The 22,107-nt window shown below is 67.4% G+C and carries 21 protein-coding genes and 1 tRNA gene; 13 read left to right on the top strand and 9 right to left on the bottom strand.

Annotated elements, in window-relative coordinates; genetic code table 11:
• The first annotated feature begins 170 nt into the window (after positions 1-170).
• The 7 genes from AAGI91_01045 to AAGI91_01015 all read left to right on the top strand — a co-directional run bounded on the left by AAGI91_01045 (position 171) and on the right by AAGI91_01015 (position 8,735).
• Positions 171-241, top strand: a tRNA-Gln gene (locus AAGI91_01045).
• Positions 242-296: 55 nt separating this feature from the next.
• A complete protein-coding gene (locus AAGI91_01040) occupies positions 297-1,238 on the top strand; it encodes a ribose-phosphate pyrophosphokinase (protein MEM1041192.1) in 942 nt (313 codons plus the stop codon).
• Between the two features lie 27 nt (positions 1,239-1,265).
• On the top strand, positions 1,266-1,934 hold the full coding sequence (locus AAGI91_01035; protein ID MEM1041191.1) for a 50S ribosomal protein L25: 669 nt from the start codon (positions 1,266-1,268) through the stop codon (positions 1,932-1,934).
• Between the two features lie 81 nt (positions 1,935-2,015).
• Positions 2,016-2,591 (top strand): aminoacyl-tRNA hydrolase, encoded by a 576-nt coding sequence (gene pth, locus AAGI91_01030; GenBank protein MEM1041190.1) that lies wholly within the window; start codon positions 2,016-2,018, stop codon positions 2,589-2,591.
• Between the two features lie 98 nt (positions 2,592-2,689).
• Complete coding sequence (locus AAGI91_01025; protein ID MEM1041189.1) at positions 2,690-4,813, top strand: sodium-translocating pyrophosphatase; 2,124 nt, start codon at positions 2,690-2,692, stop codon at positions 4,811-4,813.
• Between the two features lie 86 nt (positions 4,814-4,899).
• Positions 4,900-5,982: a hypothetical protein gene (locus AAGI91_01020; GenBank protein ID MEM1041188.1), complete on the top strand. Its 1,083-nt coding sequence runs from the start codon at positions 4,900-4,902 to the stop codon at positions 5,980-5,982.
• Positions 5,983-6,101: 119 nt separating this feature from the next.
• Positions 6,102-8,735 carry a T9SS type A sorting domain-containing protein gene (locus AAGI91_01015; GenBank protein ID MEM1041187.1) on the top strand — a complete coding sequence of 878 codons (2,634 nt, stop codon included), beginning with the start codon at positions 6,102-6,104 and terminating at the stop codon, positions 8,733-8,735.
• Positions 8,736-8,828: 93 nt separating this feature from the next.
• On the opposite strand, the gene AAGI91_01010 is transcribed toward AAGI91_01015, so the two are convergent.
• Complete coding sequence (locus tag AAGI91_01010) at positions 8,829-9,254, bottom strand: type II toxin-antitoxin system VapC family toxin (GenBank protein MEM1041186.1); 426 nt, start codon at positions 9,252-9,254, stop codon at positions 8,829-8,831.
• Positions 9,251-9,487 (bottom strand): hypothetical protein, encoded by a 237-nt coding sequence (locus AAGI91_01005; protein ID MEM1041185.1) that lies wholly within the window; start codon positions 9,485-9,487, stop codon positions 9,251-9,253. Before AAGI91_01005 ends, AAGI91_01010 begins: the two co-directional genes overlap by 4 nt.
• Positions 9,488-9,821: 334 nt before the next feature.
• Between AAGI91_01005 and AAGI91_01000 the strand changes: the two genes are divergently transcribed.
• From AAGI91_01000 to AAGI91_00980, 5 genes are all read left to right on the top strand, one after another.
• Positions 9,822-12,710 carry a DUF2723 domain-containing protein gene (locus AAGI91_01000; GenBank protein MEM1041184.1) on the top strand — a complete coding sequence of 963 codons (2,889 nt, stop codon included), beginning with the start codon at positions 9,822-9,824 and terminating at the stop codon, positions 12,708-12,710.
• A 91-nt stretch (positions 12,711-12,801) separates the two neighbouring features.
• Positions 12,802-13,260, top strand: a complete 459-nt coding sequence (locus AAGI91_00995) for a hypothetical protein (protein ID MEM1041183.1) — start codon at positions 12,802-12,804, stop codon at positions 13,258-13,260.
• Positions 13,261-13,341: 81 nt separating this feature from the next.
• Positions 13,342-13,806: an rRNA maturation RNase YbeY gene (gene ybeY, locus AAGI91_00990; protein ID MEM1041182.1), complete on the top strand. Its 465-nt coding sequence runs from the start codon at positions 13,342-13,344 to the stop codon at positions 13,804-13,806.
• 53 nt (positions 13,807-13,859) lie between these two features.
• Positions 13,860-15,719 (top strand): type I DNA topoisomerase, encoded by a 1,860-nt coding sequence (gene topA / locus AAGI91_00985; GenBank protein MEM1041181.1) that lies wholly within the window; start codon positions 13,860-13,862, stop codon positions 15,717-15,719.
• Between the two features lie 120 nt (positions 15,720-15,839).
• Entirely contained in the window at positions 15,840-16,151 is a 312-nt protein-coding gene (locus AAGI91_00980; protein MEM1041180.1) for an HPF/RaiA family ribosome-associated protein, read from the top strand.
• Between the two features lie 332 nt (positions 16,152-16,483).
• Here AAGI91_00980 and AAGI91_00975 read toward each other — a convergent pair whose 3' ends face one another.
• From AAGI91_00975 to AAGI91_00965, 3 genes are all read right to left on the bottom strand, one after another.
• Positions 16,484-16,918, bottom strand: coding sequence for a hypothetical protein (locus tag AAGI91_00975; GenBank protein ID MEM1041179.1), 435 nt, complete (start codon positions 16,916-16,918; stop codon positions 16,484-16,486).
• Positions 16,919-16,982: 64 nt separating this feature from the next.
• Positions 16,983-18,035: a lysylphosphatidylglycerol synthase transmembrane domain-containing protein gene (locus AAGI91_00970; GenBank protein MEM1041178.1), complete on the bottom strand. Its 1,053-nt coding sequence runs from the start codon at positions 18,033-18,035 to the stop codon at positions 16,983-16,985.
• A gap of 77 nt (positions 18,036-18,112) precedes the next feature.
• Complete coding sequence (locus tag AAGI91_00965) at positions 18,113-18,754, bottom strand: outer membrane lipoprotein carrier protein LolA (protein MEM1041177.1); 642 nt, start codon at positions 18,752-18,754, stop codon at positions 18,113-18,115.
• Between the two features lie 109 nt (positions 18,755-18,863).
• Here AAGI91_00965 and AAGI91_00960 point away from each other — a divergent pair, with 109 nt between their 5' ends.
• Complete coding sequence (locus tag AAGI91_00960) at positions 18,864-19,331, top strand: putative molybdenum carrier protein (protein ID MEM1041176.1); 468 nt, start codon at positions 18,864-18,866, stop codon at positions 19,329-19,331.
• 153 nt (positions 19,332-19,484) lie between these two features.
• Here AAGI91_00960 and AAGI91_00955 read toward each other — a convergent pair whose 3' ends face one another.
• The 4 genes from AAGI91_00955 to AAGI91_00940 form a co-directional block, all read right to left on the bottom strand.
• Complete coding sequence (locus AAGI91_00955) at positions 19,485-19,844, bottom strand: hypothetical protein (protein ID MEM1041175.1); 360 nt, start codon at positions 19,842-19,844, stop codon at positions 19,485-19,487.
• Positions 19,831-20,568 carry a HisA/HisF-related TIM barrel protein gene (locus tag AAGI91_00950; GenBank protein MEM1041174.1) on the bottom strand — a complete coding sequence of 246 codons (738 nt, stop codon included), beginning with the start codon at positions 20,566-20,568 and terminating at the stop codon, positions 19,831-19,833. The genes AAGI91_00955 and AAGI91_00950 overlap by 14 nt, the downstream gene beginning before the upstream one ends.
• Positions 20,569-20,629: 61 nt before the next feature.
• On the bottom strand, positions 20,630-21,451 hold the full coding sequence (gene proC / locus AAGI91_00945; protein MEM1041173.1) for a pyrroline-5-carboxylate reductase: 822 nt from the start codon (positions 21,449-21,451) through the stop codon (positions 20,630-20,632).
• Positions 21,452-21,457: 6 nt separating this feature from the next.
• Positions 21,458-22,060 carry a Uma2 family endonuclease gene (locus tag AAGI91_00940; GenBank protein ID MEM1041172.1) on the bottom strand — a complete coding sequence of 201 codons (603 nt, stop codon included), beginning with the start codon at positions 22,058-22,060 and terminating at the stop codon, positions 21,458-21,460.
• Positions 22,061-22,107: the final 47 nt, after the last annotated feature.

Below are 22,107 nucleotides of genomic sequence, written 5' to 3'. Positions count from 1 at the left end.
GCGGCGCGGCGGGTGGGGCGAGCCCTGCAAACTAGGGTACAGCGGGCGGATGCCGCAGCCCAGGTCCGCCGGAGAGGCATTCGGGGGCCGCAGCGACGTTGACAGCGGGCGGCGCGGATCGCTATTTTTAGAGGTCTATGGAGGCGGGGCGCTCGCGCTCGCCGGCTTCCTGCCCGGTGGTGTAATGGCAGCACAGCAGGTTTTGGTCCTGTTAGTGGGGGTTCGAGTCCTCCCCGGGCAACCGCTCCGCTCCGTCCTCGCCGGCGGGCTTTTTTGTTTCCACCCGCACCCACCTCGTGTTCCCCAACGACCTCCCGATCTCGCTCTTCGCCGGGCGCTCCCACCCGGCGCTCGCCGAGGCCATCGCCCGCGCCTACGGCCAGGAACTCGGCGGCGTCACGATCAAGGACTTCTCCGACGGTGAGATCTACGTCCGCTACGACGAGTCGATTCGCGGGACCGACCTCTTCATCATCCAGACGACGCCGCCGCCGGCGGACAACTGGCTGGAGCTCCTCTTCTTGATCGACGCCGCGAAGCGGGCGAGCGCGGCGCGCGTCACGGCGGTGATGCCATACTTCGGCTACGCCCGGCAGGACCGCAAGGACCAGCCCCGCGTCTCGATTGCCTCGAAGGCGCTCGCTAACGTCCTCACGACCGTCGGCGTGGACCGGGTGCTGACGATGGACCTCCACGCCTCGCAGCTCCAGGGCTTCTTCGACATCCCCGTCGATCACCTCTACGGCTCGGCGGTGCTGATCGAGCACCTGCGCGACCGGACGGCGGAGAACCTCGTCGTCGTCGCCCCGGACGTGGGCTCGCTCAAGCTGGCGCGGGCCTACGCCAAACGCCTCGGCTCCGACCTCGCCCTCATCGACAAGCGCCGGCCGCGCCAGAACGTCGCCGAGGTGATGCGCATCATCGGCGAGGTGGAGGGCAAGAACGTCCTCCTCCTCGACGACATGGTCGACACCGCCGGCACGCTCGTCTCGGCCGCCGAAGCGCTCCTCGACGCGGGCGCGCTCTCGATCGAGGCGGCGGCGACCCACGCGCTCCTCTCCGGCCCGGCCTACGAGCGCATCGAGGCCTCGCCGATCCGCCGCCTGCTCGTCACCGACACCGTCCCGCTCCACCGGACCTCGGACAAGATCGAGGTGATCTCCGTCGCCGACCACTTCGCCGACGCCATCCACCGGATCTACGCCGACGAGTCCGTCTCCACGCTGTTCATTCCGTAACGAACCCGGCCTACGAAGCCACCCATCATGGACGCCATCACGCTCGACGCGCAGCCGCGCGACACCGGCAAACGCGCCACCAAAGCCATTCGCCGCGCCGAAGAGGTGCCCTGCGTGCTCTACGGGCAGCACACCGACCCGGTCCACTTCCGCGTGCCGATCCTCGGCCTGCGCTCGCTGATCTACACCGCCGAGACCCACGTCGTCTCGGTCACGGTCGACGGCGAGTCGCACGACGCGATCGTCAAGAACATCGACTTCCACCCGGTCACCGATGTGCCGATCCACATGGACTTCCTCGCGCTGACGGCGGGCGAGACGCTCGACATGACGGTCCCGGTCGTCACCGTCGGCATCGCGGCCGGCGTCAAGGCGGGCGGCATCCTCTCGCAGCCGCTCAACGAGCTCGAGATCCGCTGCCTCCCGCGCGACATCCCCGGCCAGGTCGAGGTCGACGTCACCGACCTCGAGATCGGCGACTCGGTCCACGTCGCCGTGCTCGAGGTCGAGAACGTCGAAGTTCTGACCGACGAGGCCCGGACGGTCGTCAGCATCACCGCGCCGCGCGCCGAAGAGGAGCCGGAGGAGGAAGACGGCCTCCTGCTCGAAGGCGAGGACGGTGCCGAGGCTGCCGACGGCGAGCAGGCCGAGGCCGCTGCCGACGCCGGGGCCGAAGGCGAGTCCGAAGACAACTGATTCGAGGTCCGAACGACGAGCGGCGAGTGACGAGCCTTTCTCTGGTTCGTCGCTCGTCGTTCGTCATTCGACGCTTGGACAATGCCTCGGGCGAAGCGAATCATCATCGGGCTCGGCAACCCCGGGCCGGACTACGAGGGCACCCGCCACAACGCCGGGTTCATGGTCGCCGACGCCGTCGCGCGCAAGGCCGGGCTCGCGTTCGAGATCGGCGGCGGACCGTTCGCGAGCGCGTGGGGGAGCTACCGCGGGACGCCGCTCGGCGTCGCCAAGCCGCTCGACTTCATGAACCGCAGCGGGACGGCGGCCCGGAAGCTCGTCGCCCTCGCCCGCGTCGAGGTCGAGGACCTCCTCGTGGTCTACGACGACCTCGCGCTCGACCTCGGCCGCGTCCGGCTCCGGCCCGGCGGCTCGGCGGGCGGGCACAACGGCGTGCAGGACATCATCGACCGGCTCAATTCGTCGAATTTCCCCCGTCTGCGCGTCGGCATAGGGTCTAGCTTCTCGCGCGGCCGGCAGGTCGACTACGTGCTCGCGCCCTTCGGCCGCGACGAGCAGCCCGTGATCGAGGACGCCGTAGCGACCGCGACCGAAGCGGCGCTCGCGTTCGTTCGCGAGGGCCTGACGGCGGCCATGAACCGGTACAACCGGAAGTGATGCGTGAGGTCGGGCGTCCTCGGCGACGCCTAACCTCACGCATCGCCCGTTACAACGCGTCATCCAACCCCTTTCCCTCACCCAGAACCACTCTACACATGGACGAGCAACTACTCACCTTCCTCATCCCGATTGCCGGTGCCCTGGCCATTGGCTACGCCTTCATCCGGGCGCAGTGGGTCGGCAAGCAGGACGTCGGGACCGAGCGCATGGCGGAGATCGCCAACGACATCGCCGAGGGCGCGCAGGCGTTCCTGCGCCGCGAGTACCGCGTGCTCTCCATCTTCGTCATCGCCGTGGCGGCGCTCCTGGCCTTCGCCAACATGGGCCGCGCCGACTCCTCGCCGCTGATCGCGCTCTCGTTCATCGTCGGGGCGTTCTGCTCGGCCCTCGCCGGCTTCGTCGGGATGCGCGTCGCCACGAAGGCCAACGTCCGCACCACGAACGCCGCGCGGACCGGCCTCGGCCCGGCGCTCAACGTCGCCTTCGCGGGCGGTCTCGTGATGGGGCTCTCCGTCGTCGGCCTCGGTATCCTCGGCCTCGGCGTGCTCTTCATCGTGTACCAGGGCCTGTTCCTCGACACCTCCAGCACCGCCATGCTCGCCGAGAGCATCGGGACGGTCATCAACGTCCTCGCCGGCTTCTCGCTCGGTGCCTCGTCCATCGCCCTCTTCGCGCGCGTCGGCGGCGGCATCTACACCAAGGCCGCCGACGTCGGGGCCGACCTCGCGGGCAAGGTCTATGAAGGCATCCCCGAAGACGATCCCCGCAACCCGGCGACGATCGCCGACAACGTGGGCGATAACGTGGGCGACGTGGCCGGCATGGGGGCCGACCTCTTCGAGAGCTACGTCGGCTCGATCATCGGGACGATGGTGCTCGGCGCGGCCTTCATCCCGACGCTCGCCGCCGAGGGCGCGATGCCGCTCGGCGCGGTGCTCCTCCCGCTCGTCCTCGCCGCCGTCGGGATCGTGGTCTCGATCGTCGGCTCGTTCTTCGTCAAGGTGAAGGAGGGCGGCAACCCGCAGCGCGGGCTCAACATCGGCGAGTTCGGCGCGGCAGCTATCATGGCCGTCCTGTCGTTCTTCATCATCGGGTTCATGCTCCCGGCCCAGTTCAGCGCCGAGACCCCCATCGTCGGCGCGTTCGAGTACACCTCGCTCAAGATCTTCTTCGCCGTCGTGATCGGCCTCGCCTCGGGCACGGCGATTGGCCTCATCACGGAGTACTACACCGCGACCCACACCAAGCCCGTCACCGGCATCGCCAAGCAGAGCATCACCGGCTCGGCGACCAACATCATCGCCGGCCTCGGGGTCGGGATGTACTCGACCGGCGGCCCGACGCTCGTCCTCGTCCTCGCCATCATCGGGGCGTACTCCTTCGCCGGGCTCTACGGGATCGCGATTGCCGCGCTCGGGATGCTGAGCGTGACCGGGATCCAGCTCGCCGTCGACGCCTACGGACCGATCTCGGACAACGCCGGTGGTATCGCCGAGATGGCCGAGCTCCCGCCCGAGGTCCGCGACCGCACCGACACGCTCGACGCCGTCGGCAACACGACCGCCGCCATCGGCAAGGGCTTCGCGATTGGCTCGGCGGCGCTGACAGCGCTCGCGCTCTTCGCGGCCTTCATGCAGCAGGCCGGGATCGAGGCGATCAACGTCGCCAACCCGATCATCCTCTCCGGCGTCCTCCTTGGCGCGATGCTGCCGTTCGTGTTCTCGGCGATGGCGATGGGTGCCGTCGGCCGCGCGGCCGGCGACATGATCAAGGAGGTCGGTCGCCAGTTCGCCGAGATCCAGGGCCTCCGCGAAGGCACGGCCAAAGCCGACCACAAGCGCTGCGTCGACATCTCGACCGCGGCTGCGATCCGCGAGATGGTCCTGCCAGGTCTCCTTGCCGTGACGGTTCCTGTCATCATCGGGTTCATCGACAAGAACATGCTCGGCGGCTTGCTTGTCGGCGTGACGGTCTCGGGCGTGCTCATGGCGATCTTCCAGTCGAACGCCGGCGGCGCGTGGGACAACGCCAAGAAGCGCATCGAGGGCGGCGTCAGCTTCGACGGCACGACCTACGGCAAGGGCACCGAGGTCCACAAGGCCGCTGTCGTGGGTGACACCGTGGGCGACCCGCTCAAGGACACGTCGGGCCCGAGCCTGAACATCCTCGTCAAGCTGATCGCGGTCGTCGCGCTCGTCATCGCGCCGCTAATTGCTTGAGTTCGGTGAAGGCGGTGGGACAGTAGAGGTTTGACTGTCCCACCGTTTACGGTCTCGACTCACCAACTACAACCGCGCTCCTCTCCATGGGACGAATAGACTTCCTGCTGCTGGCTTTGCTAGGTCTCGGACTCGCAGGCTGCGATGTCTTCGACGAAGACTCCGAGATCAACTCAAACATCGTTGAGGTGCGCCAATGCTGTCCGCAGCACGATCTGTTTGATCGAGGGTACTATGCTTACGTCTCGTGGAGTCGCGATGGGCTTTTCGCGATGAACCCGCTTCGTCGTCTCGTGCTTGATGAAAGCTTCCGCGTTGTGGAGGATAATAGCCTGACCAGCCCTTCTCGGGGTTTCTATGCTCACGCGGCTGAGTCTGGGGAAAGCGTTTTGTACGTCCGCTCGAACTGGGCCGACGGCTCTGCGGGTGCGCTCCACGAGTTCGACACAGCCGCCGGTACCTCGCGCCTCCTCGTTGACTCTACGCGCAACGTCTCCAGCGCCGTCTACCTCCCTGCTGGTCCGCTCGGCGGCGCAGGGAGACTAGTCTATTACGCGTACGGCCACTATTCTCAGACTGGCGGCGATCCCGAGCAAGTACCGGGTTACTATCTCCTCGACCCAGCGACGGGCCGCGACAGCCTCGTGCTCCGGCACACCACGCCACTTGGTCCGTCGGAGACCGTCAACGGCTTCGACCTCAGCCCGGACGGGCGAACGTTGCTCTTTCCGATCTCGCGCGAGCGACAACGCGAAGGATTCGTCGAGAGGCTACCGCCGATAATCGGGCGCTACGATCTCGCGGGGGGGGCAGCAGCGCGGGTGGATACGCTCGGCGTGGCGTTCGATCCGTCGGAGCAGCGGGTCAACGGATTGTGGTTGCGATACAGTCCGAACGGAGACCGCGTACTCTACGTCCACTTCCCTTACGGGGCATGGCGAGCGGCCGGAGCAGCTAACGATGTCTCGGAGGTGGGGGTGTTGGACGCGCAGACGTGGCAGAAGCGCGTGCTCGATGTGAACACGGAGGCGGGGGGGCACTCGGTGCAACTCACGGCGGACTGGAGCCCGGACGGTCGACACATCGCCTATAGTAGCGCGGTCGTAGACCTCCCCGGCAGCGGGGTGAGCGGAGCCTACTCCGTCTACGTCCTCAAAGACGTCAACTGAACCGACAACCGAAAACACAGCAACTGATGATACCTCGTTATACCTTTGCCTTTCTGCTTCTCTGCACTGCCGGTGCTGGCCCGGTCTACGCTCAGGAGGCCGATTCCACTGGATGCACGTTGCCCACCGAAGAACTCGCCGTCGAGATCGAGCACCTCGGCCTCGTGGGCGAGCCGACGGCGGGAAGTACGGTCGAGCTTGAGCTTCGCTATCACGCGCACGTAAGTGGGAACGGCGAGGTCACACTCCGCTTCCCAGGTTCCATCACCCCCGTCGGGTATCAGGGCAGCGAGAGGGTCTTGCGGCAGCCAGTCCAACTCGTCGCAGGACAGACCCGAACAGTGCGTCGTACCATGAGAGTCGAAGGAGTTGGCGGTTCGCTCGTCTCCGTCTCCGTTGCCGCCCTGGATGTTTCGCCTGAGGTGCATCCAAGCGCGTCGCGCTATCTCAGCGTCGAAAGCGAGGCGTCAGAGGCTCGGGTGTACACATGGGATGCGCCCGGTACTGAAGAGAAGCGGACTACGCTAGACCAAGAGCACGTCGTGGATGAAAGCAGCGGGCGCACGACCTACACCATCTCCCTTAGCGGGAAAATTCTCACCCCGACACCTGATCCTGAGTTTGGAGTACGGGGTCTCTACAATGCTACCGTTCGGCTCTATTTCCGTGACTCGTCGGACCCCTTCAGCTACAGCTACCTCTACAAACCCGCCGGCCCTGACGTGCGGCATAAGACGTACGACGACCTCGACGACGAGGGGCGCTTCTCGTTCAACTTTACGCTCAACGGAGATCTCAGCGCGTTCGACCAGATCGTCGTCGTCCCCTCTTCGTTCAGCTACGCCGCCGACATGGTGCCCCCGCCGGGTGGTCTCGCCCTCTATAACATCAACGGCACACTCGTCCGCGCGACGTTCTCGCTAGCCGAGAGCGCGACCTTCCCAATTGACGCCAGCAGTACGACGGTCAGCGGGTATGACGACGCGACGGTAAACATGAACTACGGTGCGATCCTTCGCTACATGGCATTGGCCCGTGACTTTGCCATTACGCGCTACGGAGGCACCCCGCCTTTTTCGCTTCCTCCAGTCCGAGTAAATCTGGAACCAGGCCTGAGTGCACCTGGCAGGTTTTTGCTCTACAATCCGCTGCCTACCGCGCTAATCCAAATCAATCCAGATAACGGCGTCACCTTCGACACGATCGCACACGAGTATGGTCATTATGCGAGCTACAACATGTGGGGACGTGATGCTGTACGGTACGGGCTGCGGGAGAGCTATGTCCGCGAAGGGTGGGCCATTTTCTACTCCTTTGCCACGCGGAACTATGCCAACGATCAGTACGGAGATGACCTCAACGTATTCGATTCTAATCTGGAAAGGGGACCCTTCGATTCGCCGCGCTTCCTCGGGATCAGCTACCGGACGACCGAGCCGGAGAACTCCGCGACGGCTTGCCTTCTGTGGAATCTCTACGATGGCTACAACGGAGGAGCCTTCGAATCTTTCCGATATGATTCTGGTGATAATGACGATGTGAGCGGATATCAACTCCGCCTCTTCGAGACCGTCCGCACAACCGGAGCGTCAATCTTTGACACTGTTGGTGCTCTCGACCTTATGAATGAGTTCAACAATGGGCTAGATGCGGATGTCCAAAATTCTGTCGGACAGGTATATAACTCTATGCTATGCCCAGGCTTCCCGATCATAGAATGTGATTTCGGGGATCCTCCGCCGGCTCCATTGAAGATGCTTGCTCCGCAGGTCAAAAACCTCAGAGGCTCGTCGTCGTCTGGTTCGATAACACTGAGGTGGGAACCGCAGACGTACGCGTCGAGCCCCTTCTATGCGAATGGACCTGCCGGGTACAGGATTTATCGGGGCAGTACACCAGTCGCTACTGTTTCTCCCCAAACAACCTCTCACACTTTCAACGGAGCCGACGGGACGTACTCCATTACGGCATTCAATGAGGCAGGAGAATCGGCCAACCCACCGAGCCGCAACGTGCGACGTTTGAACGTGAGGATCAATGGCCCCGATATTGTGCAGGGCGGACAGACCTATGTCTGGACCGCCGGCGTCAGCGGGGGCAGACCCCCCTACAGCTACGAGTGGGAGTATTTCTATACCTGCAACACCCCACCTCCTGGCTGCGGTGGCACCCGCCCAGTCTGCTTCAGCAAAGGAACTGGTTCCGACGCAAACCTCGCAGTGGAGCAGGATGGTGGCGGTGTCCCCTTCGGCCCGAGCGCCCCGACGTGCAACGCCTGGGTGCAGGCTAGCACTACCTCCTCGCTCAGCAACTTCACCGTCAACGACCATTCTTCGGTCACCGGACTACGCCTGCGCTTGAGCGCCAGAGATAGCGACGGTACACGGAAATCTACCACGAACCAACTCTTCTACAGCCACAGCCGCCCGAGTGAGTCCGAGGTCGAGGTTGAGGCAGGAGCGGGGGCGTCGCCGCCCGAGGCCTACGCGCTCTCGGGCGTCACCCCGAACCCGTCGAGGGGCGAAGCAGTGGTCTCGTTCGCGTTGCCCGAGGCGGCCGAGGTTCGCCTAACGCTCTACGACCTCCTCGGACGTGCAGTCACCGACCTGGCTAAGGGACCGTACGAGGCCGGACACCACGCTGCACGCCTCGATGGGCGTGGGCTGCCCGCAGGTGTTTACGTTGTGCGCCTGACGGCGACGGGAGCGGCCGAGCGCTTCGCCGAGACTTCGCGCGTGACGTTGTTGCGCTAGAACGTCGGAATAGCAAGCCGGAAAGGGTCTCGCCGCCCACCGTCTCACCGGAAGAAGCCCGGTTCTGCTGCGCGCAGGGCCGGGCTTTGTGCGTCAGGCTGGAATGTCCTCGACCCAGAGGAGGCGCGCGGCGCGCGAAGTAGCTTGGAGCGCGTCGTAGAACTTCCGGTCGGCGGTCACGAGGGCGCCGCCGAGCGCATCCGCGAGGGCGAGGTAGAGACAGTCGTAGACGCTACGCTTTGTCTCTATCGCCAGCTCGAAGGCCGGGCCGAGCAGGTCCTGCCACGCGTAGGACTGAAGCGGGAGGGCGTGGACGAGCCGGGCAGCGTCGTGGGCCTCCGCATGGGTGAGGATGCCCCGCCGCTCGTTCTTGGCGACGAGGTTCACCAGTTCGACCTGCACGAAGTCGGGAGCGTGAAGGTCGAAGCCGGGCGCGCGGAGCCGGGCAGCCGCCTCGCTGTGCTCCTCCTCGAAGAGCCACTTCGCAGCTACGCTCGCGTCCACGACGACCAGGCTCACCGGTCCCGGCCCTCCCGGATGTCGGCTGCGCTGTCCGTACCCAGACCGCCGTCGGCCGAAAGCCGGTGGCGAAATGCATCAGCCCGTGCCCAGAAGTCCTCGGCGTCGACGGCGGCAGCCTGCTCAAGGATGCGGCGCGTCTCGGCCTCCAGAGAGCGGTTGCGCGCTTGCGCCCGAACCTTGAGGCGCTCGACCGTATCGGCGCTGAGGTTGCGAATGAGGAGTTGGGCCATGCTGGCGGAATGCTATCGATTTGATAGCGACCAGAACGAGGGGGTAGTCCGAGGGTTCCAACCCCGTCAGCGGACCCGCTCAAGGACGCGTCGGGTCCGAGCCTGAACATCCTCGCGTGGGCTGATCGCCGTCGTCGCGCTCGTCATCGCGCCGCTGATCGCCTGAAGGCGGGGGGCGAGGACGGTTTAGGGTCCTCCTCCGCTGCCCTCTGTCTGCCGTCTCACCGTCCACCGTCTCACCGCACCGCGGGCAATGGCGCGGCGGGACGAGGCGTTCTAGCGGGCGTATCTTGGCCCACTGTTTCCCCGCCCTCTTCGGACACGCCCGACTCCCATGAAAGGGACCCTGATCGACCGGCTGGTCGCCGCCGGTGTCTTCGCCTCCTCGCTCGTGCTCTACCTGATGACCGTCGCGCCGACGGCCTCGTTCTGGGACTCGGGCGAGTTCATCGCGATCGCCGACGGGCTCCAGGTCTCGCACCCGCCGGGTGCGCCGTTCTACATGCTCGTCGGGCGGCTCTTCTCGATGGTTTTCGGGCCGGTCCTCGGCCTCTTCATGGCGTCGGGCTACACGGCGGTCGCCATCAACCTCGTGAGCGTGCTGGCGAGCGCGCTGACGATCCTGCTGACGCACCTCGTAGTCGTCCGCCTCGTCCGCATCTGGCAGGGCACGCCGGACGTGTGGAGCGGGGCCGACCGCCTCGCGGCCCTCGGCGGCGGCGTCGTCGGCGCGATGACCTTTGCCGTGACCGACTCGTTCTGGTTCAACGCCGTCGAGTCCGAGGTCTACGCGCTGTCGATGTTCTTCACGGCGATCGTGGTGTGGCTCATCCTGCGGTGGCGCGAGGAGAAGCTCGAAGAAGAGGCTGCGCTACGGGCGCAGGGCGAGCACCTCTTCGGGCTGAAGTCGGACCGCTACCTCGTCCTGATCGCCTACCTCTTCGGCCTCGCCATCGGCGTCCACCTGCTGAACGTGCTGACGCTGTTCTTCATCGCGCTCGTGGTCTACTTCGCGGAGTTCGACCGCGAGGAGTGGGCGACGGGCAAGCGCTGGCTCGGGATCGTGGCAGCCGGTGCCGCAGCGTCGGTGGTCTTCGTGACGATCTACCCCGGCCTCGTGCAGAAGCTGCCGACGATGGCCGAGGCGTTCGGCCTCGCGCTCACGCTCGTGGTCGTGTTCGGAGCCGTCGTGGGAGCGGTGTGGTGGACCCAGACGCGGCGCAAGCCCGTCGGCAACCTCGTCGCACTCTCCGTCCTGATGCTCTTGATCGGGTACTCGACGTACGCCCTCATCTTCATCCGCTCCGCCGCCGACCCGCCGATCGACGAGAACGACCCGGAGACGACCGAGGCGATTGTCTCCTACCTCAAGCGCGAGCAGTACGGCAACACGCCGCTGCTTAAGGGCGCGACGTTCGACAACGCGACGGGGGCCTTCACGCGCGAGGAAAAGCTCTTCCCGCGCCGCTGGTCGCCCGCGCCGCAGCACGCCCAGGTCTACGCGCAGTACGACTCCGACTTCGAGTTCTTCTGGAAGTACCAGGTCGGGCACATGTACATGCGCTACTTCCTCTGGAACTTCGTCGGCAAGGCGGCAGACACGCAGAACGCGAACTGGGCCTCGGGGCTGGTCCAGACGGCGGACACCGCCGCCGAGGCCCGAACGCCGAGCGAGCGCGCGGGCTACAACGTCTACTTCGGGCTCCCGCTCCTGCTGGGGTTGATCGGCCTCGCGTTCCACTTCGTGCGGGACTGGCGGAGGGCCTTCGCGGTCGCCGTCCTGTTCTTCATCACCGGGATCGGGATCATCGTCTACCTCAACCAGAACCCGATGCAGCCGCGCGAGCGGGACTACTCGTACGTGGCGAGCTTCTTCGCCTACAGCCTCTGGGTCGGGATCGGGGCGACGGGCCTGATTGCGCTCACGGCGGAGGCGCTCCGCGAGAAGGGGCGGAGCCTGCGGCTCGGCCTCGCCGGGGCGATGGCGGCGCTGCTGTTCGTGGCCGTGCCGGGCTGGATGACCGTCCAGAACTACGACGACCACGACCGCTCGGGACGCTACGTGGCCCCGGACTTCGCATACAACATGCTCCAGAGCCTCGCCCCGAACGCGATCATCTTCACCAACGGCGACAACGACACCTTCCCGCTGTGGTACCTCCAGGAGGTCGAGGGCATCCGGCGCGACGTGCGCGTGGCGAACCTCTCGCTGCTCCAGACGCCCTGGTACATCAAACAGCTCAAGAACCAGTGGTCGCGGGACTCTGCCCCGCTCCCGATCTCGTTCACCGACGCCGAGATCGACGCGCTCCAGCCGTCGCTCTGGGAGCCGCGCGACCTCGAGATCCCGGTCGAGAACGTCTCGGCCGAGACGCGCCAGCAGTGGGGCAACCCGACCTCGCTGCCGGCGTCGATGCGGTGGACGGTCCAGGGGCGGCCCTTCGGACAGGGCCGGAACGTGGTCTACGTCAACGACCGGGTCGTGCTCGACATCGTGATCGAGAACGCGCGCCAGGGCTGGCCGCGCCCGGTCTACTTCGCTACGACGGCCGCGCAGGACAGCCAGGTCGACCTCGGCGACTACATGCAAGCCGAGGGCCTGGCAATGCGCGTCGTCCCGATCCAGAACGACGAGCCTGGCGGGCGGGTGGTCCCCGAGGTCCTCCTCGACCGCCTCTCGAAGTTCCGCCTGACGAACCTCGACGACCCCGACGCCTACTTCGACGAGAACGTCCGCAACATGACCGACAACTACCGCTCGTCGGTCTTTGGGCCCGCCGCCGAGGCGCTCGCGCGCCAGGGCCGGACGGAGGAGGCGCGGGCGCTCCTGGGGCGCATCGAGACGGAGATGCCGCTCGAGACCGTGCCCGCCGACTTCGTCTCGCTCTACGTCCTCGCCGAAGCCTACACCGCGCTCGGCGACCGCAGCCGGGTGGTGGAGTTGATGACGGAGGCCGAACCGGTCGCGCTGCAGCAGCTCGAGACGGCCACGTCGCAGCAGGGCATCAACATCGCCGTGCAGTACTACCGGACCGTCCAGTCGATCTACCTCGAAAACGGCGCGTTCGGCGAAGCCGCCGCCTTCAGTGGACTCGTCGCCGAGCGTCTCGGCGACGACGCCTTCCGCCAGTCGGCCGAGGAGCTTGAGGAGCTCTACGAGGCCCCCCGCCGCCCGCCGGAGCCGCCTTCGGCGGACGAGTCCCAACCGGCCGAGCAGGGGTGATGAAGGTTTCCAGTTTCTGGTTCGTAGTTTCTGGTTCAAGCAAGTGCCGACCGGGCGTGCCAAACTAGAAACTAGAAACGAACGTCTCGCCATGCCTTTCACTTTTTCCGACGCTGACTTCGAGCGCCTCGCGGCGTCCCTCGGCACTGAGGCGGTGCGCGACGGGGCGCTCGTCCGGTTTGAGATGGAGGACGCCGAGAGCGGGCGCCGGCTCGTGCTGGAGGTGCAGCCGGCGGTCGGGCTCCCGGACGGCCTCGCCGAGGACGACGCGCCGACCGGCCTCGTCTCGGTCTACGGCATGAACGCCTTCCTCCAGCTTCAGGGCTGCACCGGCTACCTCACCTCGGAAGAACTCGGCGAGGCGATCTTCTTCGCCCGCCAGGGCGGCGTCACCAACGGCCTCGTCGTGGAGCGCGGCGCGGGGTGCTCGCTCTACGCCAACGTCGACGACCGGCTGCTCCAGACCGACTTCACGCAGCTTCCGTCGGAGATCATGATGAGCTCCGTCGCCCTGTCGATGAGCGAGACCCTCTTCGGAGACCTGCCGTGAGTGATGCGTGAGCGCGTGATGCGTGAGGGGCAAGCAGATCCGTCGAAATAGAACCACGCTGCACGCATCCCGTTGCAGACCGTGCCCGAAGAGACCTCCGTCGACATCACGCAAGCCCACGCGTCGCGGCACCTCGACGCCGGGGCGCTCGAAGCCCTCGTCCGGCGCACGGCCCAGGCCGAGGGGTTCGTGGTGCGCTCGCTCGGCATCGTCCTCGCCGACCGGGCGACGGTCCACCGCCTCAACCGCGAGTTCCTGGACCACGACTACCCGACCGACGTGCTCTCGTTCTCGCTCGACGAAGACGCCGCGGCCGAGGGCATCCTCGACGGGGAGGTCTACGTGGACCTCGACATGGCGGCCGAGCGCGCGCCGGAGTTTGGCGTGACTGCCGAGGAGGAGGCGCAGCGCTACGTACTCCACGGCGTCCTCCACCTGATGGGCTACGACGATGCGGCGGACGCCGAGCGAGCGGCGATGCGGAGGCTTGAAGACCGGTATCTGGGAGCGGAAGAGCGGAAGAAGGGAAGAGTGGAGGAGGAATAGCGGTTCGGGCAGGTTTACCTTGCTTCCCCGCTTCCCCGCTTCCCCGCCTGAACGTGCAGCTTCTGATCGTAGAGTCGCCCACGAAAGCCGCGACGCTCGCGCACCTCCTCGGGGACGGCTACCGCGTCCGCGCCACCGAGGGGCACATCGTGGACCTGCCGGACGGCGACCTCGGCGTGGACACCGAGGAGACCTTCGAGCCAACCTGGAAAACGGCGAAGGGCAAGCGGGGCGTCCTCGCCGGCCTCCGGCGCGACGCCGAGGGCTGCGACCGCATCCTCCTCGCCACCGACCCCGACCGCGAGGGCGAGGCCATCGCGCAGCACCTCGCCGACGCGCTCGCCCGCACCGGCGTCGCCACAGCGCGCGTTGCGCTCGCAGAGATCACGGCACCGGCCGTACGGGCAGCGCTCAGGAAGCCGCGCCGCGTGAACCACGACCTCGTGGCGGCGCAGCAGGCGCGCCGCGTCGTGGACCGCCTCGTGGGCTACGCCGTCAGCCCGGTCCTCCAGCGCGCTGTCGCCATCCCGCGCTCGCTCTCGGCAGGCCGGGTGCAGACGGCCGCGCTCCGCCTGCTCTGCGAGCGCGAGCAGGCCCTCGCCGACTTCGTCCCGGCCGACCATTGGCACGTCGAGGCGACGTTTCGGACGGCTGCGGGCGAAGCGTTCACCGCACGGCTCCGCCAGGCTTACGGCGCGGCCGTCGCGGCCGACACCATCGACGAGGGGGCTGCGTGGCACCTCGCGGAGACGGTGCAGGCGATGGCGTTTACCGTCCGCACCGTCCGGCAGGCGACGGAGCCCACGCTGCCGCCTCCGCCGTTCACGACGGCCGCGTTCCTGCGGGCTGCGTCCAGGCACCTCGGCCTCGCCCCGGCCCGGGCGATGCGCGTGGCGCAGCAGCTCTACGAAGGGGTCGAGCTAGAGAACGACGAGCGGGCCGGGCTGCTGACCTACCCGCGTACGGACAGTGTCCACATGGCGAAGGCAGCCGTCGCGGCCGCCCGCGACCTCGTGGCGCGCGACTTCGGGCCCGACTATCTCCCGCCGCGTCCGCACCGGCATAAGCAAGCGGCGGCGCGCGGTGCCCAGGAGGCCCACGAGGCACTCCGCCCCTCGGACTTCGACCGTGCCCCGAAGCGGGTCCGCAAGTACCTGTCGCCGGAGCAGTACCGGGTCTACGAACTGGTCTACCGCCGGGCTGTCGCCAGCCAGACGGCGGCGGCCGTGCGCGAGCGCACGACGGTCGACCTCGCCGACGCCGCCGGTCAGTTCATCTTCCGGGCCGAGGGGAGGCGGTTCCGCACGCGGGGCTTCCTTCAATTCGAACAGACCGTGCCGGCGGACGCGCCGCTCCCTGCCAGCCTGAGCGAGCGCGCGGCGGTCGAACTCGGGACAGTGACGCACGGCAGGCAGCCGGCCGCACCGCCAGAGCGCTACACCGAAGCCGCGCTCGTCGGGGCGATGGAGGCGCACCGGCTGGGCCGGCCGAGCACGTACGCGGCCACGCTCTCGACCCTCGCCGAGCGAGGCTACGCGACGATCCGCGACGGCCGGCTGCACCCGACCGACCTCGGCCTGCGCGCCTGCTCGTTCCTCGTCCAGCGCTTCCCCAGACTCTTCGACCTCCGCTTCACGGTGCGTATGGAGGCGACGCTCGACGCGGTCGCGGCAGGGCAGGTTGCGTACCGGCCTGTCCTGCAAGAGTTTTACCACGGCAGCCTCGTGCCCGCGCTCCAGCCTCCGGCCGTCTCCGGCCGCATCGCTGAGCCCGTGCCGGGAAGGACCGGGAGCGCGCCGGCGTGTGACCGCTGCGGGAAGCCAATGGTGCGCCGCGACGGGCCGCATGGTCCGTTTTACGGATGCTCCAGCTTCCCCGTCTGCCGCGAGACCCGCGCCCTCGAACAGGCCTGAGCGCTCCCAGGGGAGGCGCTGCATTTCCAGGGTTATCTGGTGATGCACTTGACAAAGAGTGTGGCACACTCGTATTCAGGAAGGTACCTCTTTCCCACCTCATTCCATCTGGAGGTATCCATGCAGACGCGCATCACCGCCCGGCACACCAATCTCCCCGCAGGTGCCCGCCCGCTCATCGAGGCCGCTGTGGCCCGGCTCGAACGCTACTACGACGGTATCCACGACGCCCATGTGGTGCTGGAGGGCCAGGAGGCCGGCGGCTCGACGCGGGCCGAGGTCAAGGTCAACGTGTCGCGCCGGACGCTGACGGCGCAGGAGGCCGCCCCGACCTACCAGGAAGCCGTCAACGGCTGCGTGCGCCAGCTTCGGCGCCAGGTGCTCCGGTACAAAGACGGCGTCCGCGACACGTCGAAGAACGTGCACCGCTAGGCAGGCGCGGAGCTCAGTCCTCTGGCACGTTGAGACGGACAGGCTTTCTTCTTTGTCATCCCGGACCCCGATCCGGGATCTGGGGCGTGGCCCGTAGATGGGCTGCGCCGCTGCTGCGCGGTCCGAACCACGTTCGGGATGACATACCTGTCAACCTGAGCCTGCTGCTGCATTTAGAAGCTGCTCGGATTTGTGATCGCGGGCTGCGACCGGCTGCGGAACCGACCGGCTGCGTCGCCCTGTATCGCCGAACCTCACGGCTGGTCTGCGCTTCGTGCCGGACCGGCTCCTCGCTTGCTCTCGCCTCCTACGCCGAAAACCCGAACAACTTCCTACTCTTGCACGCGCGTCGCGGTGAGACGGTAGGCTCCCATGCCGTCGAGGTTGGCTTCGGCCTCCATGTTGTCGCCGGCTACGGATCCCGCGAGCGAGAGGCCGAACGGCTCGTCGGCCAGCACCCGCCCGTCGAGGACGAAGTTCGGCGCGGTGACACTCAGTGCCGGCGCGTCGAGCGCGGCGTCGGTGCCGTCGGACATCGTGAAGCGACCGGACCCTTCCTCGGGGATCGTCAGCATCCCCGTCACGGTGTCGCCGCCTGCGAGCGCCGTCATCGTGTAGTCCCAGGTGCCGTAGACGTAGGTGGACACGTTGGGGGGACCACCGGCGGGGGACGTCGCGCCGTCCGTGTCGGCGGAGTCGCGCGGCGTCGTGCATCCGGCGATGAGGAAGGCGGCGAACAACGCGAGGGCGAGCGTGCGGACAGGCATCGGAGGGGCAGGTTGGTTAGAAGGGACAGCTCGGAGGGGACCGCTAAGATAGGCTACGGGTACGCTACGGGTACGCCTCGTCGCGCTGCCTGATCTCCGCGCGCAGGTCGCTGAAGCCGGAGCCTTGCAAGACGAGGCAGACGAACCCGGCGACGGCATAGAGCACGAGCTGCGCGGCGTGGGAGAGCACCGCGTAGGCCGTCGCCAGCGGCGTGGCGACGGCGAACAGACCCTCGAGCGTGCGGATCGTGACGTAGTGGTACGACCCGATGCCGCCCGGCGACGGCACCGACATCCCCACGGCCCCGACGATGAGCAGTACCCACGCGCCGCTGAGGTCGATGCTAGTGATGCCGAGCATCGGGAGCGGGAGGTAGGCCATGAAGAGGTAGCACACCCAGATGGCGACCGTTGTGAGGACGATGCCCACGCGGCGCGGGGCTCGGAAAATCGAGGCCAGGCCGCTTGTGAACGAGTGCAGGGTCGCCGACACGCGGGCGGCGAGGCCTTCGGAGCGGGCGCTCCGGCGCAGGACCGCCAGCAAGAGCGCCGCGAGGCCGAGCGTGACGAAGAGGCCGGAGGTGATGATGATCGACCACGCCACCGGCGGCTCGCGCAGGAGGGCTGCCGCGGGCTCGAAGAGGGGAGCCAGCGTTGCCATCTCCTCGGTCATCAGAAGAACCGCTGCCAGGATGCCCACCGCGAGCGTCAGCACGTCCACGATCCGCTCGACGATGACCGTGCCGAAGACGCCCGAGAACGGCAGGCGCGAGCGCGTGGCGACGTTCGCCGTGCGCGCTACCTCGCCGAGGCGCGGCGCGGCGTAGTTCACCATGTACCCGATCATGAGCGAGAAGAAGGCCACCTTGAAGCCGACTGGGCGCTGCGCATCGTCGGTGGCCGGCAGGGTCTCCAGGAGCATCTGCCAGCGCCAGGCCCGGAACACATGGGAGCCCAGCGTCAAAGCCACAAGGGGGACGAGGTACCAGTAGTTCGCGCTTGCCAGCGCCTCGCCGAGCGCGGCGAAGTCCACGTTCCGCAGCGCGAGGTAGAGCAGGCCGCCGCCCAGCAGGAAGGAGCCGGCCTGGACCAGGATGGTTTTAGCGCGCTGCGGCACGGTCGGGGGGGCGAATGGACCCCTAAGCTACGGCAAAGCCGTCGCGTACGCGCCGGGAGCGCGTTGCGGATACGCCCTCAGGAGCGGAGGTCCACGACCTCAGCCCCCGGCGGCGGCGTGAAGCGGAATACGTCGCCCCGGAGTGGCGGGTTGACCTCTACGTCGCGGAGGTCGAACACCATGCGCAGCCCGTTGCCGTCGACGACCTGCACGCGGCGGGGGAGGGTGTCCGAGCGGCGCACCCAGAGCGTCACCTCGCGCAGAAACGTGTCGCTGCTTTTGGGGGTCAGCAGGAGCACGTCGTGGCCGACGCCGTCGACGGTCTCGCTCGGGCCGACTTCGACGTTGAAGCGCTCCGGGTAGTTGGTGAAGAAGTCGGCAGGCGAGAACGTCGTCTCATCGGCGATGGCGTCGTTGACGAGCACCTGGCCGTCGGCCTTCGAGTAGACCCACGAGGTGGTGCCGTCGGTGACGAGCATCTGGTCCGGGGTCTCGATCCGGTAGGCGTCGCCGCGGAGCACGAGCGTCCCCTGCATCGTCATCTCGCCGAAGGACTGCGTGAACTGCGCCCGGAGCGCGTCGGTGGTCTCGTACCGCATCCGCAGGCGGTCGAGGAGTTCGTCGCTGTCCTGCGCCTGTGCCTGGAGGGCAGGCAGGACGGTCACGGCGAGAACGGCAGCGAAAGCGAGCGATGTGCGCAGGAAGCGAGGGAGAGACATAGTCGAAACTGGGAGATGAGCGGCGAGGTTACAGCGGGCAAAGGGCGTGCCCTGCTAGAAACAACGCGCGACGGTACGCCGCAGTACGCGCCGCGATTCAACCGTTCCGATGGAATTTTCGCTTACCATCCACTCCGGCGGGCAGACCGGCGTCGACCGCGCTGCGCTGGATGCGGCCCTCGCGCTCGGCGTGCCGGTCGGCGGGTGGTGCCCGCAGGGGCGGCGCTCCGAGGACGGTCCGATTGCCTCGCGCTACGTGCTGCGCGAGACGCCGAGCACGTATTACGTCGAGCGCACGCGCTGGAACGTCCGCGACGCCGACGCGACGCTCATCCTCACGCGCGGCGAACCTACCGGCGGCACCGCCGCCACCGCCAACGCCGCCCGCGCCCTCGGCAAGCCGCTGCGCGTCGTCGATCTGGCCGAGACGGACGACGCGCAGCCCGTGGCCGACTGGCTCCGGGACGAGGGTATCCGCGTGCTGAACGTGGCGGGGCCGCGCGCGAGCACGACGCCCGGCATCTACGCCGAGGCGCGTGGCTTCGTCGAGCGACTGCTCCGCGCCACAGCCGGTTAGCGACCCTCGATCTGCTTGGCGGGAAGAACGAAGGCAACGAGCAGGGCGATTGAGAAGCGATGCATGGCAGGGGAGGGTGGGTTTGGAAGAAGAGGCTCCATTGCCGGGACACGCGAAGCCGGCGAACGTTGCTTCCGCTGACCTCGCTCCTCGTCAGCGGCGTTCGTCGTCGCGGAGCTTCCCGTCCCGTGCGCGCTCGCGGAAGCTGTTGCCGTAGATGTCCTCGCCCGACTTGAGGCGCCGGGCCGCCTTGACGTAGACGTAGATCACTGCCGCCGAGCCGCCTACGACGGTCGCGACGAGGGGGAGCCAGAACGGCATGTCGAAGACACCCTCGACCCAGCTCGGGCGCTTGGCCCGCACGTCTGGGTTCAGCACGGCCTTGTCGACCAGCCACACCGTCAGCCCGAGGCCGAAGACGACGACGAGAGCAGCGGCGATGCGGAGCAACCGGAGGATGCGGGCCGGGTCGCCCGCCTGCGGATCGTCCGGCTGGTCGTCAGTCGCAGCCATCGTCGGCGAGGCGGGCGGAGGAGAAGTGGTCGAGGTCCACGTCGTCCTTGTCATGCCAGCACCAGAGCTGCTGGCAGGGGAAGCGGTTCTCGTAGAGCGCCCGCCCGATGATGGCGGAGTCCACGCCGAACGGCCGCAGCTCCTGGAGACGGAGCAGGTCGCCGTAGTCCGTCACGCCACCGGCGGCCGTGAGGCGGGTCCGTCCGAGCGCCGCGCCGAGTGTGCGGAACGCTTCGATGTCGATCCCTTCGGGCGTGGCGGCGGTATAGAGGATGCGCCGGACGCCGCGGCGCTCCAGGTCGAGCGCCGCGTCCACGTCGCCCGGGTGCGCGTCCAGGGCTGCGACGACGCGGCTGCACGAATGCTTCGCCACGGCGGCCTCGGCTGCGTCCGGGTCCGCAGCCGGGTCGAGCACGACACGGTAGGCTCCGGCGTCGAGCAGGGCGTCCACGTCGTCCACCGTCCGAACGCCGCCCTTTACCTCGACCGGAATATCGAGCGCTTCCGCGATGGCACGGATCGTGTCGTGGTTGGTCGTCCGGCCCTCGGCGCTTGCCTCGGCGTCGTGGTCGGTGAGGTGGAGCACGCGGGCGTTCTGGACGCGCCACAGCTTCGCCATCTGGACGGGGTCGTCGAAGTAGTCCGCGTCGGCACCGTACTGCTCATCCTGTCGGCGGACGCAGTGCCCGTCTCGGAGGTCGATGGCTGGGATGATGAGGAACATGGTGCGCTACGTGCGGGAAAGCACAACGTCTATAAACGCGCCAAACGTCTGGTCGGTCCCGCTAGTCGGCGGCCGACAACTCCTGCGAGCGCTGGGTGGCCGTGGCGACGGCGTTGATGAGCATCGTCCGCAGTCCGTGCGACTCGAGGTCGGCGACGGCCGCAATCGCGGTGCCGCCGGGAGTGGTGACCTCGTCGCGCAGGATCGCGGGGTGCTTGCCGGTTTCGACCGCAAGCTTGGCCGCACCGAGGACAGTCTGCGCGGCGAGGCGAAGCGCGGTCGGGCGCGGGAGGCCCTGCTTCACCCCGCCGTCGGTGAGTGCCTCGATGACCATGTAGACGTAGGCCGGGCCGCTGCCGGACAGGCCAGTCACCGCGTCCATGAGGGTCTCGGGCACGACCTCCACGGTGCCGACCGAGGCGAAGACGGCTTCGGCGAGCGCGAGGTGCTCGTCGGTGGCATGCGTTCCGGCGGCAATCGCCGTCGCACCCTCGCCCACCAGTGCCGGCGTGTTCGGCATCGAACGGACGACGGCGATCTCGCCGCCGAGGGCCTCGCCAATGGCATCGGTCGTGATCCCGGCGAGGACCGAAAGGACAACGGCACCTGGTGCCACATGCCCCCGGATCTCGCCGAGCAGCCCGCCGATGTGCTGCGGCTTGACGGCGAGAATGACGACGCTTGCCCCGTCCACGGCTGCGAGGTTGTCAGTGCCGGTCCAGATCCCGGGAAACTGCTCTGCGAGGGCGTCGAGCGCCGAGGGTGTGCGGCGCGTGACGCGGATGCGGCCTGCGGGCACGTCGTCGCCCTGGCGCAGCCCGCCGAGGAGCGCCCGCCCGATGTTGCCCGTTCCGAGGATGGCGACGGTCTGGTCTTGCAGCACGCGACTCTATTTTTTGCCAAGCACGTCGGCAACGGGGATGGGAGGGAGGTCCGGCAGCGCCTCGACGGTGAGATCGCTCCCGGGCATGAGGCGGAGTGGGTCGGCGTAGTCCCCGCCCTCGGGCGAGCGGTAGACCTCGACGAGGCCGAGCGGGAGGGCCACGATCCACAGCTCCGGCACGCCCACCGCCGCGTAGAGCCGCCGCTTGACGAGTCGGTCTTGGTTTAGCGTCGCGTCAGAGACCTCAATGACGAGCAGAAGGTCGTCCGGAATGGGGATGCGGTCCTCAGGCATGTCAGGCCGGAGCAGTGCGAGGTCCGGCTCCGGTTCGTTGTGCTCGCCGAGGTCCACCGGGTTCTGCACGCTCAGGTGTGCCAGCGGAGGCGTAGATGCGTACGCCCGCTGAGCAAGCAACCGCTCGAGACGATTGACCGTGTGAAAGTGGGGCGGTCCAACAGGAGACATAGTGACAATGCGTCCTCTGATCAGTTCGACCCGGTCGTCCTCGGTGAGGACGCCGGCACAGGCCAGGGTATGATACTCCTCGCGCGTGAACAGGCGCTCGAACGGGGCGAGGGCGAGCACGGCAGCAGCATCTGTCGTTTCCATGTCAGCAAGGGTGCGAGTCAGTCAAGATAGGGATTTCTGTCCAACGT

Source organism: Bacteroidota bacterium (assembly GCA_038746285.1).
Classification (GTDB): domain Bacteria; phylum Bacteroidota; class Rhodothermia; order Rhodothermales; family JANQRZ01; genus JANQRZ01.
Note: the sequence above shows the minus strand (reverse complement) of the source record. Positions and strands in the feature narration are given on the sequence as shown.

Excerpts from the sequence above, each read along its gene's own strand:
- AAGI91_01035 (MEM1041191.1), top strand. The coding sequence starts at position 1,266 with ATGGACGCCATCACGCTCGACGCGCAGCCGCGCGACACCGGCAAACGC.
- pth (MEM1041190.1), top strand. The coding sequence starts at position 2,016 with ATGCCTCGGGCGAAGCGAATCATCATCGGGCTCGGCAACCCCGGGCCG.
- AAGI91_01025 (MEM1041189.1), top strand. The coding sequence starts at position 2,690 with ATGGACGAGCAACTACTCACCTTCCTCATCCCGATTGCCGGTGCCCTG.
- AAGI91_01020 (MEM1041188.1), top strand. The coding sequence starts at position 4,900 with ATGGGACGAATAGACTTCCTGCTGCTGGCTTTGCTAGGTCTCGGACTC.
- AAGI91_01005 (MEM1041185.1), bottom strand. The coding sequence starts at position 9,487 with ATGGCCCAACTCCTCATTCGCAACCTCAGCGCCGATACGGTCGAGCGC.
- AAGI91_01000 (MEM1041184.1), top strand. The coding sequence starts at position 9,822 with ATGAAAGGGACCCTGATCGACCGGCTGGTCGCCGCCGGTGTCTTCGCC.
- AAGI91_00995 (MEM1041183.1), top strand. The coding sequence starts at position 12,802 with ATGCCTTTCACTTTTTCCGACGCTGACTTCGAGCGCCTCGCGGCGTCC.
- AAGI91_00980 (MEM1041180.1), top strand. The coding sequence starts at position 15,840 with ATGCAGACGCGCATCACCGCCCGGCACACCAATCTCCCCGCAGGTGCC.
- AAGI91_00975 (MEM1041179.1), bottom strand. The coding sequence starts at position 16,918 with ATGCCTGTCCGCACGCTCGCCCTCGCGTTGTTCGCCGCCTTCCTCATC.
- AAGI91_00965 (MEM1041177.1), bottom strand. The coding sequence starts at position 18,754 with ATGTCTCTCCCTCGCTTCCTGCGCACATCGCTCGCTTTCGCTGCCGTT.
- AAGI91_00960 (MEM1041176.1), top strand. The coding sequence starts at position 18,864 with ATGGAATTTTCGCTTACCATCCACTCCGGCGGGCAGACCGGCGTCGAC.
- AAGI91_00955 (MEM1041175.1), bottom strand. The coding sequence starts at position 19,844 with ATGGCTGCGACTGACGACCAGCCGGACGATCCGCAGGCGGGCGACCCG.
- AAGI91_00950 (MEM1041174.1), bottom strand. The coding sequence starts at position 20,568 with ATGTTCCTCATCATCCCAGCCATCGACCTCCGAGACGGGCACTGCGTC.
- AAGI91_00940 (MEM1041172.1), bottom strand. The coding sequence starts at position 22,060 with ATGGAAACGACAGATGCTGCTGCCGTGCTCGCCCTCGCCCCGTTCGAG.